This window comes from Terriglobia bacterium, from assembly GCA_020072645.1.
Lineage (GTDB): Bacteria > Acidobacteriota > Terriglobia > Terriglobales > Acidobacteriaceae > Angelobacter.
In genome coordinates this window covers 23273-42468 of the sequence record JAIQGK010000026.1, presented here as the reverse complement: position 1 = coordinate 42468, position 19196 = coordinate 23273, and the positions used below count along the sequence as shown (strand labels likewise).

The following is a 19196-nucleotide window of genomic DNA, read 5'->3' as shown; positions in this document are numbered from 1 at the left end:
CTCGAGCATTCCTGCTCTGGAAATATCTCTTGCCAACATTTTCTTAATTTTTCCAACAGGGAAAAATGATAAGATTGCGTCCTTCGCTACATAATGAAATCAGGTAAGCGGCGATGAAGCGCGAACGCGTTTTATTCATCGATCTGGGTCAACGCACCTGCTCCGGCGGTAATTGCGGCGTCTTGTCTTCCAGAGTCGGTAGATGGCTTGAAAGTGAGTGCCTCTCTGCGACCACGCCCAAACAAGCAAGCCAACCGCCTCATCTGGTAATCCTGCGCACCCTGGGCATTGAGCGCTTGCTCGAAAGCCTGCGCACGTTGCGCGCTAACTGGAAGCATGTACCAATTCTGGGAGTGCTCTGCGGCGCATCCAATACGCCGGGCCAGCTCCTGGAATGTTTTGCTGAAGGTCTTGACGATTTTGTGGAATGCCCCGTCCGCGAAACAGATATTGTGGTGCGCTCTCGGCGCCTGATGCTTAATACAAAACTGAATGAACAGGCATCGCCTCTGCCGAATTCCCGGCTGCATCTGGATTTCCTGGTGGGTGAGAGTGAACCATTCCTTCGTCTGCTCGCCAAAGTACCGCAAATCGCGCGCTCCATGATGACAGTGCTGCTTACGGGAGAAACCGGCACCGGCAAAGAGCTTTTCGCGCGGGCCATCCACTACAGCAGCCCACGCAAGGGACATCCATTCATTCCGGTGAATTGCGGCGGCCTGCCCGATCATCTGCTGGAAAATGAACTTTTCGGACACGCGCGGGGCGCCTACACGGATGCCCATAGCAGCCATGGCGGCCTGCTTTCAGTTGCCGAAGGCGGCACACTGTTTCTGGATGAAATCGACGCGCTCAGCCTGTCCGCCCAGGTCAAGTTGCTGCGCTTTCTTCAGGACCATGAATACCGCCCTCTAGGCTCAAGCACCACTGTGACCGCCGATATCCGCATTATTGCCGCGACCAACGCCAACCTGCGGGAGTTGGTACAAGCGCATCGTTTCCGCGAAGATCTCTTCCACCGTCTCAATGTCCTCCATCTCGTTATTCCGCCGTTGCATGAACGTCTCGACGATGTCCCGCTGTTTGCCGGACATTTTCTCCTGAAGATCGCCAAGCAGGAAGGACTGGAAGCAAAGACCTTGACCCTGGCCGGCTTGCGGAAATTGCAGAATTACAGCTGGCCCGGAAATGTGCGCGAACTTGAAGGCGTGATTCAGCGCGCTGTTGTCATGTCGACTGGTTCCGTGATCGACGCTGAAGATCTTGAGCTTCCCACAGATGCCTCTTCCTCATCAGCTGCAGCCGTGCCCATGGTTCGGTCTCTGCGCGAAATCAAGAATCAGATCATCGTTAAATTCGAGCGCGCTGAGATCGTGAGCCTGCTCCTCGCCCATCATGGCAACTTGAGCCGCGCTGCCCGCGAAGCAGGAACTAACCGCCGTACCCTGCAACGGTTAATGAGGAAATATGAGTTACAACGTATGCAATTTGAAACCCGGTGAGGAAGAAACCACTCTTCATTTGCATCACTGTCGTGTGGGCAGAACGCTATGCTGATCACCGTTTCGCCCATTGCACTAGTCATTGCCATTCTTGCAGTATGGCGAGTTACGCACCTGCTCTGGGGTGAAGACGGGCCGTGGGACTTGCTTGTGCGACTGCGTCGGCTGGCTGGAAACAGTGTCTTCGGCAGCGTGCTCGATTGTTTCTATTGTCTGAGCTTGTGGATAGCCGTGCCAATGGCCTGGCTGATGGGGCATGGATGGCAGGAACGGATATTGCTCTGGCTGGCTTTTTCCGCAGGGGCAATACTTCTGGAACGCGTTTCCGCGGAGCAGACTGAATTGGAAAAAGGGCATAGCATCCCGATGTGGAACCCTTCGGAATTGCAGTCACGGCCCAATGCTCCTCCGCCAGCTATCTGGCATGAGGAACCACTGTCCGCCCAGGCGCAAAAGGAGGATTAGAGGCCATGGCTTGCTGTGGAAAGAAAAGGGCTGCTGAGAGGCTGGCACGAACGGAAAGTCAAATTCCGGCTCGACTTTCTTCTGCACCCAGGTCAGTTCCGCATCCAATAGCGCATCCAGTAAAGCCACAGCCGGTGGCGAATCCAGTAAAGCCGCAGCCGCCGGCACCCAACCCGCAGCCGATACCCGGGTACTTCGTTTCACCCCTGCCGATTGCGCCCGCCCAATCTCCGTCCCCGCACCCTGAAGTTGCGCGGCCAGAACCGAGCCGATTGGAAGATCTTGTTGATGCCGAGTTTCAATACACCGGCAGCGGCCGGCTGACCGTCACTGGACCTATTACGGGTAAGATTTATTACTTCAGTCAGACCGGAGAAATCATTTCCGTGCATGGCGCGGACGCGGATTCGCTGATCTCGGTCCCGGGGCTCAAGATTGTCGTTTGAACGAGGGCGCACACGCGGACAGTTCGGGTTCTCAGATCGAGAGCTACTTCGACCACCGATCAGCGCAGCACCATCCAAAGAATGGCCGTTGCGCGTGAGCCAAAGCCAGTAGCTGCAAAACTAACTGCCGGTAATCTGAAAGCAATCATGGCGTAAGTATCGGGTATGTCTTCGCGGAGCTGATCGCCACGCAAGGATTTTTATCCCGTCGTAATTTATTTGACAACTACTCCAGAGAGTCAGTTAGAACAAGTTCCTGTAGGAAAGTCGCTCAGAAATGACGCTGTCAGAGCATATACACCTAACGATCCGAAAATCACGACGCCAGCCGTAATCAACGAAGCTGCCACGAGCCCGACTGGCGTGAAGGCCAAGGTTAGCCCTGCGGTAATGACCAAGCCACCCGCGGCTGATACAATGCCGGCTAGATCGCCACTATATCGCAAACCGCATGGAGGTGGTGGGTCTCCCGGACCGTTGCCTGGACCAGCACCAGGACCGTTTCCAGGACCATTGCCAGGGCCGTTGCCCGGACCGCCGCGCCCAGGGGATTTGGCGCTGGGATCCAGACCTAGCGGGTCTACGAAAGTAAGCGGATTATCTCTGGCGTATAAATAAGGATTTGGATCATCTTGATAGCCTTTTGGATCCTGGGACAAGAATCGCTGGAACTCCGGGCTGTAATAGCGGGCGCGGTATGCGTACAGTCCGTTCCCTTCATTTTCCCGTCCTGTGAACTGGAGAGCATTGGCGCCGCTCTGGCCGGAAACCAGCGTTGTTCCAAACGGATCGTATGTATAGGCAGCGGAAATGGAGCCGCTCACATCGGCAAGGGCAACAGTGCTGCCCAGTGCGTCTTTGAGCTGCGATAAGGAACCGGAAGAATCGGTACGACTGAAAATTTCATCGATGCCACCAGCCAGCAGGTTGGCTGTAACCGTCGATCCGGAAAGCTCCTGTACAGGGTTCAAACCGTCATAAACAAACGATGTTCCCTGAAGGTTTTGCGCGCGGCGTCCAACGGCGTCATAGGAAAGACTTGTTCCATTGGCACTGCTGAGCTGATTGCGCGCGTCCCAGCTAAAGGTATTCGCGCCGTCAGAGAGCACGTTTCCGTTCGCATCATAGCTAACAGGGGTTCCGTTCCAGTTCGTGACCTGGTTTGCGGCATCATAGGTGGCCGAAACCACGGTTGCGGGCAGCGCGGTGCGGGCAAAGCTGCCACTTACCTGCGTGCGATGTCCAAGCTGGTCATACGTATATGTGAGTCCGCCAAGATTATTGGCGCCAAGCTGATAGCTAATTCCAGCCACATGCGACGCCTGATCATAAGTGTATGAAACCGTCACGCCGTTGGGTAATACAAGTGAAGAGCGGCGATTGGCATCGTCATAGCTGAATCCAACACTGGAGGTGCCCTGGCTGATCTGCGTGAGGCGGTCGGCGTTGTCATAAGAATAAGAGATGGCAGGCTGGCCGTTGACCGTCATGCTTGTGCGGCGTCCTGCCAGATCATAGGTGTAGCCGATACTTCCCTGTGGCGTGGTTTCAGAAAGGAGACGATCGAGACCATCGTAGCTTCGCGTAATGTTACCGGCAAGGCTGTCACTGATTTGCGTAACGCGATTGCCCGCATCGCGAGTGTAAGCAACCGTGCTCTGGTAGCTGCTCACACCACCCGATACCGTCACGCCGAAACCGGCGAGGGTCCGGCGATTTAAACCGTCATAAGTAAAGGCTGTAACCTGGCCCTTACGGTCTGTGTGGCTCGAAAGATTCCCGTTCAGATCATAGGTGAATGTCTCATGCCGGTTCAGCGCATCTGTTTTGCCGGTCTTGCGGTCCAAGCTGTCATAGGTATAACTGGTTGTATGGCCCGCAGGATCAACCAGCGTGAGCAGGTTGCCGTTCCCGTCATAAGTATATGAGGTGCTATTTCCCTGAGCGTCAGTCGCCCCGGTTACAAGGTTATAGCCGTTGTATTGGAATTTCGTGGTGTTGCCCTGGGCATCAGTAGTTGAGGTCAGCCGTCCCGCAAGATCGACAAATCGTGTCGCCGTGTTCCCCAGAGGATCAGTAATACGGATAAGATCGCCGCTGAAGTAGCCCATCTCCACGGTATTGTTCAACGCATCTGCAATCGTGGCGATCTGGCCGTTCGCGTTATATGTTAAAGAAGTCTGATGATTTAGCGGATCGGTAACGGACGTTAGATTTCCGGATGCGTCATAGCCGAATGTGCTGGTGTGTCCCAGCGGGTCCGTGACCGTGGCCATCCCCTGAAACAATGGCTCATAAGTGAAGGTCGTTGTTGAAGCATCAGGAGTGCCATCCAGGCGGGTGGTCCGAATCCTGTTGCCGAGCGCGTCATAGTCATAGCTGGTCGTTCGTCCAAGGGCGTCCGTCACCGACTTGAGAGAATTGTCAGCATAATAGGAATAGGTGATTGTTTGCTGCTCCGGCTGGCCAAGGGCGTGCGTATCGCTGGTCTTATAGCCGGATGACCCGAACTGGACACGGCGAACATATCCGCGCGGGTCGGTTATATCCACCTGCGTTACAAGCGGCTGATAACCTTCCTGGCAGCCTGGATCATATCGATTGTAGCTGGTGCCGTTCCAGCAATTTGTCTGCTCAAATAGCGTGCCTGAGGTAACAGTGCCGTTCTCGTAATAATGGGTCTGGTTGGCATTGCTGGAAAGTACCCAGGAAAAGAGGTAGGTGCTTCCATCCCCCTGGGTTTGCTGCACCACCCGGCCATTGGCGTCATACTGATTGCTCAGATATGTGATGCCGCGCGCGTCGGTGATCGTGGCCAGCTCATTCTGGTCGGTATAGGTATAGGTGGTAACTCCGCCATTGAGATCAGTAACGGTGAAAAGCCTGCCCACAGGGTCATACGTGTATTGCGCTGTGCGCCCAATATTATCCGTGGCGCTGATGACGCGATTGGACGAGTCATACTGGAGCTGAATGTAACGCCCATTGGGAGAGGTGATCTGCGTCAGGTTACAGCCAGAGCGATCCAGAGTTACCTTGTTCCCATAGCGGTCCACAATCTGAATCACAGCCTGGCATTGCGCCTTTGTCTGACCAAAAGATTCCGGGAACACATACACCGTTCCATCTTTGCGCGTAATGGTCCAGGTGTTATTTGGATTGAAATGCAAAGTGGCCCCATAGAAAAGCGGATCAGGGCTTGTGCTGATATATACCGCATCGGTCCAACTGGTTCCGGCCGAGATGCGGTCAAAGCGAATGCGCGATCCACTGGGCAGAATCATCTCCTGATATGTATAAGGGAATGTGTCCCCGACGATGAAAATGTCATAGGACTGGGTGAAGCCAATGCCAAAGGCGCGAGAGAGACTGTCATTCGCGATATACGTGCGCGTCAAATTGATGGGCACAACGTCCGGAAGCGACATATCAGTCTTGCTGTAGATGAATTGCCCAGTTGAGAGGTCCACGGGATCACCATCCTGCGAGCCAGGTCCCGAGCCTGCGGGTGGACCAACCGGTGGAGCATCGCCCGGAGCGCCAACCATTGCGCCGGTAAATTCATACAGAACAACTCCGGGATCGGGAATTACGCTGATGCCATCCGGGCTTACAGTGCCGTTGCCGTAGACGAACCAGCCTTTCACATCTGCGTCATAGTTCCAGAAATTGAACGGTGTTCCCGGCTTAAAGTTGAATGTATTAGGATAGATAAGGCGCGCCCCCGCAGGGCCATTCCCTGCATTCAGCACCTTGATATAAGCTCCACCTGGCTGGACCGTAAAGTAGATTGGAACCCTGACTCCCGCGGGCAACGGGAAGGGCGGTTGATTCAGCGGAATGGGAGTGATGCTGATCTGGCGGACAGTCTTGCCTGCAGCATCGGTAATCACAGTGTTCGGCGGCAGATGCAGTTCCAGACCAGGCAACGCCGGGTTGGTAATGACCGTCTCCTTGCTTGTGGGAGATGGAATGGTAACCGCGTGGGCCATGTCCAGCTGCGTCATCCAAATCGTATAATTCAGAACATTGGTCTTGTTTGGCAACACGGTAATGCCCACTTCATAACGGCCATAAGCTGCATTGGAGCCGGTGGCGGTTTGTGCATCAATTACCAGCACGTGATGACCCGCGGCAAGACCCCTTAAAAGAAACCGCCCGGTGCCGTCGGTTTGGGCGCGCTTGTTGCCCATTTGTAATGTCACGTGCTCGAGCGGCCAGCCATTCAACTTCAACACCTGGCCGGACAAAGCAGTATCACCAGCAGCAGACTGCAAAGGCGGCATGCTCTGCCATTTGGTTGTGGATGGCCCGTTGTTGCTGGAGCCCTGGTCTAAGCCGGAATTAGCTTCGCCTTCCGTAGTAAAGGTAATGGACGATTCAACCACGGAATTTCCGCGAATATCCGATGCATTACGGATCTGCAAAGTGTAAGTGCTTCCTGCTTGCAGAGAGGCTGACGGCATCACGAAAACGAGCCTGCCCTGTTCGGCAGCAGTAACTCTGGCCGCCACCGTAACGCCGTTCAAATCTGTTAGCGTGAAACTGGCGCTGCTGGCAGTGGTAACGTTCAGGGGCACAGTCAAACGAACGGCAAGAATACTCTGAACATCCACGCCGCTTGCCCCGTCCTCGGGAATTGAAGCAGCAATCCGAGATATGCTTTGATCTTCTACCGTTGGTTCATTCGGAATTGCGGACCGAAACTGATTACTTGCGGGATCGAAAATCTCATCCACCTGCGCCGGCCTGCCGAATACATCAGTGCCGCCGGACAGACGCACCGTGCCATCTGATAGCAAGGCTGCGGTATGTCCCTCACGAGGAACTGCGAGAAGAGCATCAAAGCTTGTTACTGTTCCTTTCCGATAGTCCCATCTCTGGATATCAGCAGGAAACGCGTGGTTCTGCACAGCTCCGCCAGCAATCAGGAGCGTTCCATCCGTCAAGAGAGTCGCAGAATGGAAAGCGCGGGGTATCAGACGGGTTGAAATAGGAGCAAAAGTCCCGGCAATCGGATCGTACAGTTCTGATGTGCTTACAATGTCTCCGGAAGCATTCACGCCGCCAAAAACCAAAACGGTTCCATCCGGCAGGACAGTTGCTGTATGCCCTGCGCGCGGCACCTGCAGCTGCGCCGTGATTTTTTTTGTTTTTCCGGACCGATCTACCAGATATGCGTCCGCTACGGGCTTGCGGTCGGCGCCGAAGCCACCGAGCAGTAAAATTTGGCCGTCTGGCAAAAGCGTACTTGATTGCGATTGCTTCACGATCGACGGCGTCTCTTGCGTCCGCGAATTGGCCGTTGATGTTGGAGCTTGTGGTGGAGACTGAAGCCGGGCCGAGAGCTCAAGAATTCCAGAGGAGAGATTCCCTGTTGGAGCTTTTACGGGCATGGCTGAAGCATGCGGCGCGGATAGAGGGATTTGACCAGCAAAAGGCAGCGTGATGGGCGAAGATTGCGCCATGTCCGGCTTCTGCACCACGAGGTTCCCCAGATTGGATACCTGTGCCTGAAACTGGACAGTCAAGATCAATACGACAGAGACAACACCCTTTATATATCCTTGCGCTTTCACAAAAGATCTCCTTCTGCAACTTCACTCATGCTCTTGTCTGCCAAACAAATCCTTTTCACAGCAGTCCCCGCAAAACACTTGTTACTCGGCGGAGACATCAATTCAACGTCATCAATTCAACGTCAGCGCAACAGTAAGGCTACCGGTGGTTGTCCCTTGCGGATTCACCAACACGGTATATGTGCCGGTGGATGGAAGAGCGACGGACGCTATAGACCCGGAGCCGCCAGTACAGAGGCCCGTTGAACTTAATGTGCTTCCATCTGGCTTCAAAATGCTGACGACCACCGCATTGCAGCCGGAATATGTATTTCCCGTCAGGCTTGCACTCACTTGCTGGGCCGCTATCCCGCTGAATGTGTAACGCGCATTCTGCCCAGCAACAGTAGTAGTGGCAGTAAGCGGCGTTCCTGAGGCGATTGTGCCTGTGACGTCTGCAAAATTATTCAGCAGAACAGTAACGCTGCCGGTGGTTGTTCCCTGCGGATTGACCAGAACCGTATAAGTACCGGCCACCGGCAACGTAATGGAATCCATGAAACCTGTGCCGTTTGTGCAGGCGCCAGCCGAGCCCACAGTGGCTCCGCTGGGTTGCAGTATGCTCACCACAACCGCATTGCAGCCGACATAACTATTTCCAGTCAGATTCATGCTCATCTGCTGGCCAGCCGTTCCGCTGAATGTGTATGACGCGTTCTGCCCGGCCGTGGTGGTGGTTGTTGTAAACGGCGTTCCTGCTGTAACAGCTCCGCCAGCTATGTCAGTAAACGTATTCAACAGGATCGTCACACTGCCGGTGGTGGCGCCCTGGGGATTGACCAGTGTTGTGTAGGTTCCGGTGACCGGCAACGTAATGGAATCCATGAAACCTGTGCCGCTCGTGCAGGCGCCGGCTGAGCCAACGGTTGCTCCGCTGGGCTGCAATATACTCACCACCACTGCGTTGCACCCCGTATAAGTATTGCCGGTCAGGTTCATGCTGATCTGCTGGCCTGCCGTTCCGCTAAAGGTATAGCGTGCGTTTTGTCCGACGCCGGTTGTGGTAACCGTGAGCGGCGTTCCCACAGTCATCGTGCCGCTGAGATCTCCGAAAGTATTGATCAAGACAGTCACGCTGCCGGTGGTTGTTCCCTGAGGATTGACCAGCAAGGTATATGTTCCAGTGACCGGCAATGTAGTGGAATCCATAAAGCCTGTGCCGCCGGTGCAGGCGCCGGCGGAGCCCACCGTTGCTCCGCTGGGCTGCGATAGGCTCACCACCACCGCATTGCAACCCGTGTAGGTATTGCCGGTCAGGTTCATGCTTACCTGCTGGCCCGCTGTCCCGCTGAATGTGTACAACGCATTTTGTCCTGCCGTGGTGGTGGTTGCAGTGAATTGTGTTCCTGCAGTGACGGCCCCGCCAGCTATGTCTGTAAACGTATTCAGTAGAACTGTCACACTGCCAGTGGTGGCGCCCTGGGGATTTACCAGCACTGTATAAGTGTCGGAGGCTGGCAATGTAATAGAATCCATGAAGCCGGTACCGCTGGTGCAAGCGCCGGCAGAACCCACTGAGGTTCCATTTGACTTCAGTATGCTGACAACAACTGCATTGCAACCCGTGTAAGTATTGCCAGTCAGATTCATGCTCAACTGTTGGCCAGATGTTCCGCTGAACGTATAGCGCGCATTCTGCCCGGCAACCGTGGTAGTCGCCGTGAGCGATGTTCCAATAGTGATAGTCCCTGTTACATCAGCGAATGGGTTGAGCAGCAGCGTAACGCTGCCGGTGGTTGTCCCTTGCGGATCTACCAGCACCGTATAAGTGCCTGTGACCGGCAAAGTAATGGAGTCCATGAAGCCGGTGCTGCCATTGCAGATGCCGGTGGATCCCACTGAAGCCCCGCTCGGCTGCAACACGCTCACCACGACTGCATTGCAGCCAACATAAGTGTTGCCGCTCAAGCTCATGCTTAGCTGTTGGCCGGAAGTTCCGCTGAACGTATAGCGAGCGTTCTGTCCGGCAACTGTGGTGGTGGCGGTAAGCGGCGTGCCGATGCTGATGGTTCCCGTTACATCCGCAAAGTTATTGAGAAGCATTGTGACGCTGCCAGTAGTTGTTCCCTGCGGATCAACCAATATGGTGTAAGTGCCCGCGGTCGGCAGGGTAATGGAATTCAGAGATCCCGTGGTTGAGTTGCATATCCCGGCGGAGCCCACAGAAGCCCCACTAGGTTGCAACACGCTGATCACAACGGCATTGCATCCCACATAAGTGTTGCCGCTCAGATTCATGCTCATCTGCTGACCCGCGGTCCCGCTAAACGTGTAGCGAGCATTTTGTCCGGCAACCGTTGTAGTGGCTGTTACCGGTGTGCCGACGCTGATCGTTCCCGCGACGTCTGTAAACGTGTTGAGCAGAAGCGTAACGCTGCCTGTGGTAGTCCCCTGGGGATTGACCAACACTGTGTAAGTGTCGGCGGCCGGCAAGGTAAAGGAATCCATAAATCCGGTGCTGCCATTGCAGATTCCCGTGGAAGCCAGCGAACTTCCGTCCGATTTCAACACGCTCACCACAACCGCATTGCAGCCTGCGTATGTGTTGCCGCTCAGATTCATGCTTAACTGCTGTCCTAATGTTCCGCTGAACGTATAGCGGGCATTCTGTCCAGCCACTGTGGTGGTGGCCGTAAGCGAAGTTCCTACGCTGATTGTTCCCGATATGTCTGTAAACGTATTCAGTAGAAGCGTGACACTGCCCGTCGTAGTTCCCTGAGGATTGACCAGAACCGTATACGTACCGGCCGCAGGCAACGTGAACGAATCCATGAAGCCCGTCGCGCCATTGCAGATTCCCGTGGAAGCCAGAGAAGTCCCGTCAGACTTCAACACGCTCACCACAACTGCATTGCAGCCAACATACGTGTTGCCGCTCAGATTCATACTTAGCTGCTGTCCCAATGTTCCGCTGAATGTATAGCGCGCATTCTGGCCAACACCGGTGGTGGTAACCGTGAGCGGTACTCCCACCGTGATAGTCCCGCTAATATCTCCAAACGTATTAAGGAGCATTGTGACGCTGCCAGTCGTTGTTCCCTGCGGATTGACCAGCACTGTGTAAGTGCCGTCGGCCGGCAAGGTAAATGAATCCATGAAGCCCGTGGTCCCGTTGCAGATTCCTGTGGAAGCTAATGAGGTTCCGTTGGATTGCAGCACGCTCACTACAACTGCGTTGCAGCCTGTGTAGGTGTTGCCGCTCAGGTTCATACTCAACTGCTGTCCCGCTGTGCCGCTGAATGTGAACAACGCGTTTTGTCCCGCCGTAGTCGTAGTCGCCGTAACCGGCGTTCCCACGCTCATTGTTCCCGTTACATCCGCAAACGTGTTCAGTAGAAGCGTGACGCTGCCCGTCGTAGTTCCCTGAGGATTGACCAGCACCGTATACGTACCGGTCGCAGGCAACGTGAACGAATCCATGAATCCAGTGCTGCCGTTGCAAATTCCGGTCGAAGCCAGAGAACTCCCATCTGACTTCAAAACGTTGAGCACAACCGCATTGCAGCCTACATACGTGTTGCCGCTCAAATTCATGCTCAGTTGCTGGCCAGCGGTTCCGCTGAACGTGTACAGCGCATTTTGCCCGGCCGTAGTCGTGGTACTTGTAAGCGGCGTGCCCACGCTGATTGTTCCTGTCACGTCCGTAAATGTGTTCAGAAGCAGCGTGATGCTGCCCGTGGTAGTGCCCTGTGGACTGACCAGCACCGTATAGACACCAGTAGTCGGCAAGGTGATGGAGTCCATGAATCCCGTAGTGCCATTGCAGACCCCCGTTGAACCTACTGACGTCCCGCTGGATTGCAACACGCTCACCACAACCGCATTACAGCCGACGTAGGTGTTTCCACTCAGGTTCATGCTCAACTGTTGTCCCGCCGTCCCGCTGAAGATATAGCGCGCAACTTGACCAGGGACCGTGGTGGTAACGCTGAGCGGCGTTCCAATCACGATCGGGCCGGTTACATCGTTGAATGTAGTGAGTTGCACAGTTACATTTCCTGTTGCTCCACTCGATGGAAGAATGGCCAGAGTGTAGGTTCCTGTTGTCGCCAGGCTAACTCTCATAAAGCTCGGCGAGGAACACGAGGCGGTTGATCCCGCCAGCGAGGCATCAGGCGCATAAACCTGCATCTGGCAACCGCTGAAGGTAGGAGCGGAAGACACAATGCTCACGGCCTGTCCAGCCGCGCCGTCAAATAGCAATAATCCAATCCCATTCGCCGTCGGCACAGAAACCGTGGTGGCACTGCCTGAAACGGCACGCCCCGTATAAGCCAATTGCGAAACCGTGTAACCCGGCGGCGGAATGAATAGATCGTCCGTGCTCGACGTAGTTCCAGCCGGCGTGTTCAAAGAGATATGCCCGGAACCTGCCTTGCTCGGTACCGTCATGGTTAAGCTCGTAGGCTGTGCCGAATTCGGGACCGCTGCCGGTGTCACGTTCATAATCAGCCGGTCATTGGATGGTGCCGGATCGAAGTTCGCGCCCGCAATCGTAATCGCCGTTCCTGGTGCGGCCATTTGTGGAGTAAATGAATCGATGCGCGGCTTGCCGGAGGAACTTGTAACCGTGAACGGACTTGCGCTTGTAACGGACGCCGACGGAGAAGTAACTGTAATAGCTCCCGATGTGGCCCCCGCTGGCACAGTCACAACCAGTTGAGTAGACAACGCGGACGTAACCGTGGCGGATGTCCCGTTGAATGAAACCGTGTCCTGCGCTGGGTCTGAGCTGAAATTAGCGCCAAAGATCGTAACTTGGGTGCCCACAGGCCCAGACTTGGGACTGAATGTAAATAGGGATGGCTGGCTCGAAGTAGTGCGTGTAATCGCAAGTACGTTGCCTAGAGCATCGTAGGTGTACTGGGCCGCGTCACCGCTGGCCGCCACCACCCCCACCAGGCGGCCCAACTCGTCGTAGGCGTAGGAAACAGGGCCGGGGAAAATGGTTCCTTGAGCCACTGTAAATCCAGCTGCGTTGCTTGTGCTTCCACTCCCACTCGTCACCGTCACGCTTGCATTGCCAATCGTGACACCGTCAGGAACCGCGGCCGTGATCTGCGTATCAGACCAGTTTCCTATGGACGCGCTGATTCCTCCAATAGATACTGTTCCGCTGCTCTGTGCTCCACCGAAATTCGAACCACTGATGGTCACTAGCGTGCCTGCTGGTCCGCTCACTGGGCTAAGCTGTGCGATGTGCGGCACAGTCTGCGAAAACAGCGGGACATGAAACAGAAGGGCAAGAAGAAAGAGAGAGAGTACAGTCAGCTGGTTGCGCAACATAGAAATCCAATCGTGCTCTTGGCGTTCTTTACTGATTAGCAAACGACGGGGAGTCTAGAATGAGAGTACCTGCATTTGCAAATGAAAAGTGGTGAAATATTTTTAATTAGTTAATTCTTGCTCCGTTTTGGAATTTTGTTTCAAACTGGGAATAATTCTCTTCTAAGTGCAACTTTGAAGGTTGGATCATTGCTTCTTCTCGTTTGCCGATCCCACAAGACCACATCAGTTGCTTTCATCGGCAACATAGTTTATTGAAAAAGATTTAGTAAGCGCGGAAGGAATGAAATCTTCAACATACTGATTTAGGAGGCTATTCCATCGGGGATACAGGAATTTATTGAATTCACCTATTCATATCCGATTGGTGGTGAAGAATTTAGGTGTAGCTATCGGCATCGGCTGGGCTTTTCAGATTTCTACAGAGCCTTCTTGTAAAAATGGAGTTCGTGCTTACTTTTGGTGCTGAGATTTTCTAGAGACAGGCGGCGTCTCACCTGTCTTGATACCTAATCCGTTCCAGGTGGAACCCAGGCTTCTTGCCAAGGCGGTAGGTAAACTCGACCTCTTCACCGGGGCGCCAGCCATTCACCACAAGCGGATGTGTTAGACCCGACTCATACTCCCGCAGCAGGTGCACGCCGAACGTACGAATAGTGGTGGTCAGCACCAGTGAGTATTGCGCCGCGTCCACTGGTGGCATGGCGATTCGTGCGGGTGGCAAATGCAACGATGCTCCCGCCTCAGACCACGCACAGACGCGTTCGCGGTCAACCTCGAGAATCCGGCCAAGCGGAATGCGTCCGCTCCAGGGCTTCGCTACGTTGCCGTCAAGCTCCCGTGACAGATCGGTGAGAACCGCGTCCACAGCAATCATCTCAGGAACCATCAAGCCTCCGGGTGTAAGTTGGGGAACCGTGTTCATCAGGATAGCTATTTGCGGTTCTTCGCCCAGTGCTCTCTGCATCGTTTCACTAACGACAACATGCAAAGGGCGATGGTCCGGGGCGTGATAATGCGTGGCATCGCATGCCAGACAATCGACGTTCGCCTCTTCTAATCGCAAGGCTGCCATGATGGCCCGGACACTTTCGATTGCACGCGCATGCACGTCCAGCAGGGTAAAGTGGACCGCCTGTCCCGCAAGCAGCGGCAACAGAGGCAGACACAGCGGGGCAAATGGCCCGCAACCGGCATACAAGACATGGATGACCTCTCCTGGGAACCGCTGCTGCGCCTCCTGAATGGCGTGATAAACGCCGCGCAAATAGACGGCGGTTCGCCGCGCATCCAGCAGGCAACGCCCGGCATCCAGCGGAGAAATTGCCGCCCCCGCCGGCAACGAAGTGGCCGAACGGTCGCGCAGGTCGGCTGTGTTTTCGCGCAGGCCGGTAATGTCGCGAAACAACCGGTCCAGGAATGTTACAGCCGCCTCGATCTCGCGATCGTCGTCGCCGCCAAAAAGCAATATAGAAGTCGCATCAGCCAGCCGGGTTAGCCGCGTGTCGAACACATTAATTGCTCTCGTAGATTCTAAGCTTTGAAGAGATTTGGTGAGCGCGGAAGGAATCGAACCTTCAACCTGCTGATTAAGAGTCAGTTCCACCAACCAGAGAAACTGCTGAATCCTTCGCCCGGTTAACGTTGCAAGACTTGCATTATCGATCCTGAACGTTGTCGAAAATTGAGGATCGTTTCTGTTTTAACTAGCTGCATTTTCTTCAATAATCCAAGAGTATGCGGAACATCAAGCCATCACAAACAAGCGCGGCGGCTGCAGCTTACTGCGGCCATGTTCCAGGGCACACCTGCGTCAGGTGCCGGCAGTTCGCCGACGTTCCGCGAATGTTCGAAAATAATCCAGTACTTTTTTCCGAATACGACACGGTTGCTCGTTGTGCCCTTGCTTCCATCATGCCAACTCAGCTTCCCAGATTGAAACTAAATTTTTCTTTATTATTTTTCGGATTAGTCTGGCCATAGTTTCCAAATGCTAGACTGCATTTCTGTTTGTAACTTCACGTATGAATGGAGAACATGTGATGAACATTCAAAGGATAGTCTTACGGATTGCAATGGTCGGGGTATTGCTTGCCGGAGCCGGGATTTTTACGCATCCGGTAAAGGCCAGCGGCTGCGTGCGTGGAGCGTTCTGCATCACTAACACCAACTCTCGAGGGACATGTGGAGGGTTGAATAACTGCACGTGCTTCGGGAAGGACGGCTCCTCGAACTCAGATACTGTAGATTGCTCATTCCAGTAGCTGTGAATGGCGCCGGAGTTTTGCTTATCCTGTACGGCAGTAGTTGTGTTCAGAGTATCGTTGCCGTCGCCAATGAACGGTAAAATTGGACAGTGCTGCGGTGCGGACCAACCGTTCTGTATCGGGAAGAACAATGCGCCGGACTGCTTCTCAATCTGTGACTTCATGCTGCCGCCCCCACATGACGGCAGCATCATACTTGATCGAAGCACAGACGAGTTTTTTCTGGACGGCCTCATGCGGATTCTTGATATCTTGCTTTTCGGCGCTCTACTCTGCCTCGCGGTCTTCCTCATTCGTCTTGACATTGAGGACGCCCGGCAGTTGCGTGACTTAAGCAGCGCGTCCTTGTCGCCTTTTGAGAGGCCCGAGGCTTTCCAGTTTCTCGGAGCCCATGATGAAAAGGGGACGTTCATCTCCGCTCCGCCGGTGCGGTTTAGGAAGCTGGTTTTCTTCGTCCTGCACGGCCGCCGGTTCCAGACCGATGTAGATTTCTGGAACGCGGCTTTGGCGGACAAGGCAAATCCCGGCGACGTTGGCTTTGCGGGGGTGTGCGATGGGCCGGAGTGTTCCGCGCGCGTGCTGTCCGTCGGGTCCGAAATCCATTTTCTATTGATCGACTCTGCGGAGTATGCCGCCATGAAGGCGCTCCTGCGAGCCGACGCCCGAGGCCAGGTTCTAGTAATGGGACTTCCAGCCGGAAAAATGTACAAAGCCGCTTATCCAAAATCGCCCAGAAATCTCGCGGAACTGCGATTGGGAGCGGCACAATGAATATGGACCGAACCAACCGATGGTTCAGGCGGCTGATAATTCTGGCGCTGGCGCTGAACATGCTGGCAATGGGTGCTCATTATTGGCTTCGCTTCCAATATGAACGCCACATGGCTTCCGCTCCCGGCTCCACAGTTGGTCCCGTCTCCGGAATAAGCCCCGACGGAATTCCCGTGGTAGACAGCGGGTACGGGTGCCATACCATCCGTTATACGAGCATTCACTGTCCGTGGTGCGCGAAAGACCAGGAGACATGGCAAGATTTTGATGCCGCCCTGCGGGCCTACGGTTGCGACTCCATGATCCTTGCTCCTTCCGCCGCTGAATTCCCGAAAAACAGTCCGGCTTCTTCGAACCAGGAATTGATCATGGCCGTACCCGCCGACGTGGCCGCCAGGCTTGATTTGTTTGCCACGCCTACTACGATTGTTGCTGACCGCGCATGGAAAGTCGCGTGGTCAAAAGCCGGCATACTCAGCCCCGGAGATAAAGAGAAAGCCCTTTCCACTCTGGAGCGCCTCCACTAATCCCGGTGACAGGCGCCGACTTTACAGGTTCCCTGGAGCAAGCTGTTCGGGCAATCTTTTGTCCGCTTGTGCAGATGCGAGAACGATACATGGCATGAAAATATTGGTGAGCGCGGAAGGAATCGAACCTTCAACCTACTGATTAAGAGTCAGTTGCTCTGCCAGTTGAGCTACGCGCCCTTGCTGTGGAAACTCGATCAGATGAGGGACATCACAGGAAGCAATATCAGTGTAACACAAGGGCTTTTGCCGGGAGTTGCAGCTCACGATTGAGCGAAGCTTAAAATTCACGCCAATGGATCTCAGGTTTTAAATGGCCGCCTGCGGATTCACAGAGGCTTCATGTGACTTTCATCTGGCGTTAAAGTGGCGGGCGTAGAAGAACACTAGGCGCTTCACGAAGGAGAAAAGTCGAACCTGTCTTTTCTCTCTTCTTGGAGAAAAGCGGGCCCTACTCCGGGCCCATTTTTTATCTGCAAATTTTTAAGCTCGGAATGATCTGCGATTGAGCCGGAATTGGTCTTAAGCGCGAACATTGATTGTCGGCTGGGAACAATTGATTATCGGCCCGCGACAATCGATTTTCAGCCGGCAAAACTCCGATGGTCCGCAATCTTCATGGCGTCCTTGAGCAACCCACGCTTCAGGGCCTTAATAAAAGCCTGGTAATCCTTCTCCACTTGGTCCGCATACGCCACGGAATATTGCAGTAGTCCCTTCTCCGCCTTGCCCGGACGGCCCAGATAATCCGCCAGCAGTGCCGGATCTCCAGAGCGCGCATGCCCCTTGGCCAGAAGCTCCGCGCAGACTTTGCCATATTCCAGCAGGCGGTTGCCTTTCAACTCCTCCGGTGCGATGGAACTCTTGTGGTCGTTCATCTGGCGCACCAGATAGTCACGTCCGGCAATGGAGCACCAGCCCAGCAGCAAGTCAGAAAAAACCTGGAGCGCGCGCTGGCCGCGGACCACGCGTTCGCCCTGATGCGGTGGCGTGAAGCGGTCCTTATAGTAGCCGGCGTATGCGGATGGCGGTTCTTCTTTGATCTGCAAAAATAACGGATCGGTTTCACCACCATGCCGGCCCAGCAGCAACACAATGTAATCGCGCGTTCCCACGCTGCCGGTGCCAACGACTTTGAATCCCACATCAACCGGCGCGTAGCAGTCGAACAACATTTGGCGGTCAGGGGCCAGCGTGTGGCGATAGTCCGTGAGCGCGCGCAGCACGGCTTTTGCTTCGGCGCCCTCCACATCCCAGATGGAGTCGCGCTGGGAGATGAAGCTGCGACCGCCGCGACGGTCTTTGCGCGTCAATGTTCTTAGACTGTCAAGCGGGCTGGCGCGTTCCGCCTTTTTCAGCGCGGCGGCCATCACAGGATCACGCATGTTGCGCAGCGCGCGATGGCGCGCAACCGCAATCGCGGGCATGGTGGCGAATCGCCTGATCCATGCGCAATATTCGCCGATAAACACGCGCGTGGCGTCCTTGCAGCGGGAATCAGTATGGCCGGCGACGCGCCCAGCGAGAATAATGCTGGTGGCCATTCGCTTTACGTCCCATTCCCATGGGCCGCGCTGGGTTTCGTCAAAGTCATTGATGTCCAGCGCTATATGCTCGTCGGGCGTGGCAAAGAAGCCAAAATTCTTTACGTGCGCATCCCCGCACATCTGGACTTCAATCTTTGTGTGCCGCGCCTCGCCCAGATCGGCAGCCATGATTTCAACCGAGCCGCGGAAGAAAACGAACGGCGACTGACTCATCAGCTTGAATTTGATGGGCAGCAGCGCGGCGATGCGGTTTTTCGCGCTCTGCCGCAGCACATCGATAGGATCAAATTTGCGCGGCGCCAGTTTTGCCAGGGCGGAGCGGCCCAAGTGCGCGCGCATCGCCACTCCTGCATTCCGGTCTTGCTTGCCGCTCTTCATTGAATAAGTCTAGAGAAGCAAGCCTAGAGAATGCACAAGTGGAGGTCAAGGATGGAATGAGGATCGCGCTGCATATGTGGCAAACCGTTACTCGCTCCCGGGCGACCATCGCGAGGCCGTGCCGGTGGGTTCCAGTCGCGCCAGTTCCAGCAGGGCCATGCATCGCGCGTCTTCTTTGCGGGCCGTTTCATGCAGCACCACCACTTCACGTGAGTCTTCCTGCTCAATCACGCAGCGCCATAGGTTGGGCGCGCCTGCGCTCTGGGGAACAATTCGGGCCTGGTAGGGCGATTGGACGATTCGCATTATTTTCTCCTGGGCTGGGGATTCGCTGCGGAGTACGCTGCGAAAGACGCTGTTTTTACCTGTCTCTATTACACTCGCGCCAG

Annotated in this window: 11 protein-coding genes and 1 tRNA gene; 5 read left to right on the top strand and 7 right to left on the bottom strand. The window is 54.9% G+C overall.

The genetic code is table 11. From position 1 onward, the window contains the following. Positions 1-113: 113 nt before the first annotated feature. The 3 genes from LAO76_26180 (at position 114) to LAO76_26170 (ending at position 2413) form a co-directional block, all read left to right on the top strand. Entirely contained in the window at positions 114-1502 is a 1389-nt protein-coding gene (locus LAO76_26180; protein MBZ5494427.1) for a sigma-54 dependent transcriptional regulator, read from the top strand. Positions 1503-1550: 48 nt separating this feature from the next. Beyond that, on the top strand, positions 1551-1967 hold the full coding sequence (locus LAO76_26175) for a hypothetical protein (protein ID MBZ5494426.1): 417 nt from the start codon (positions 1551-1553) through the stop codon (positions 1965-1967). Between the two features lie 134 nt (positions 1968-2101). Then, positions 2102-2413, top strand: a complete 312-nt coding sequence (locus LAO76_26170; protein ID MBZ5494425.1) for a hypothetical protein — start codon at positions 2102-2104, stop codon at positions 2411-2413. Between the two features lie 239 nt (positions 2414-2652). Here LAO76_26170 and LAO76_26165 read toward each other — a convergent pair whose 3' ends face one another. The 4 genes from LAO76_26165 to LAO76_26150 all read right to left on the bottom strand — a co-directional run bounded on the left by LAO76_26165 (position 2653) and on the right by LAO76_26150 (position 15748). Next, positions 2653-7992, bottom strand: a complete 5340-nt coding sequence (locus LAO76_26165) for a DUF6531 domain-containing protein (GenBank protein MBZ5494424.1) — start codon at positions 7990-7992, stop codon at positions 2653-2655. A 111-nt stretch (positions 7993-8103) separates the two neighbouring features. Beyond that, the gene (locus LAO76_26160; GenBank protein ID MBZ5494423.1) at positions 8104-13317 is read right to left on the bottom strand and encodes an IPT/TIG domain-containing protein; all 5214 of its coding nucleotides are present in this window, start codon (positions 13315-13317) and stop codon (positions 8104-8106) included. Between the two features lie 493 nt (positions 13318-13810). Further along, positions 13811-14830 (bottom strand): hypothetical protein, encoded by a 1020-nt coding sequence (locus LAO76_26155; GenBank protein ID MBZ5494422.1) that lies wholly within the window; start codon positions 14828-14830, stop codon positions 13811-13813. 537 nt (positions 14831-15367) lie between these two features. Further along, the gene (locus LAO76_26150) at positions 15368-15748 is read right to left on the bottom strand and encodes a hypothetical protein (protein MBZ5494421.1); all 381 of its coding nucleotides are present in this window, start codon (positions 15746-15748) and stop codon (positions 15368-15370) included. Between LAO76_26150 and LAO76_26145 the strand changes: the two genes are divergently transcribed. After that, on the top strand, positions 15747-16355 hold the full coding sequence (locus LAO76_26145) for a hypothetical protein (protein ID MBZ5494420.1): 609 nt from the start codon (positions 15747-15749) through the stop codon (positions 16353-16355). The two genes, LAO76_26150 and LAO76_26145, sit on opposite strands and share 2 nt — an antisense overlap. 2 nt (positions 16356-16357) lie before the next feature. After that, positions 16358-16882, top strand: coding sequence for a hypothetical protein (locus tag LAO76_26140; GenBank protein MBZ5494419.1), 525 nt, complete (start codon positions 16358-16360; stop codon positions 16880-16882). Positions 16883-16986: 104 nt separating this feature from the next. Here the strand turns inward: LAO76_26140 and LAO76_26135 are convergent. The 3 genes from LAO76_26135 to LAO76_26125 all read right to left on the bottom strand — a co-directional run bounded on the left by LAO76_26135 (position 16987) and on the right by LAO76_26125 (position 19113). Continuing rightward, positions 16987-17062 (bottom strand) — tRNA-Lys (locus LAO76_26135). Between the two features lie 404 nt (positions 17063-17466). Further along, positions 17467-18768, bottom strand: a complete 1302-nt coding sequence (locus LAO76_26130; GenBank protein MBZ5494418.1) for a DUF2252 domain-containing protein — start codon at positions 18766-18768, stop codon at positions 17467-17469. Positions 18769-18894: 126 nt separating this feature from the next. Beyond that, positions 18895-19113 carry a hypothetical protein gene (locus tag LAO76_26125; protein MBZ5494417.1) on the bottom strand — a complete coding sequence of 73 codons (219 nt, stop codon included), beginning with the start codon at positions 19111-19113 and terminating at the stop codon, positions 18895-18897. Between the last annotated feature and the right edge of the window lie 83 nt (positions 19114-19196).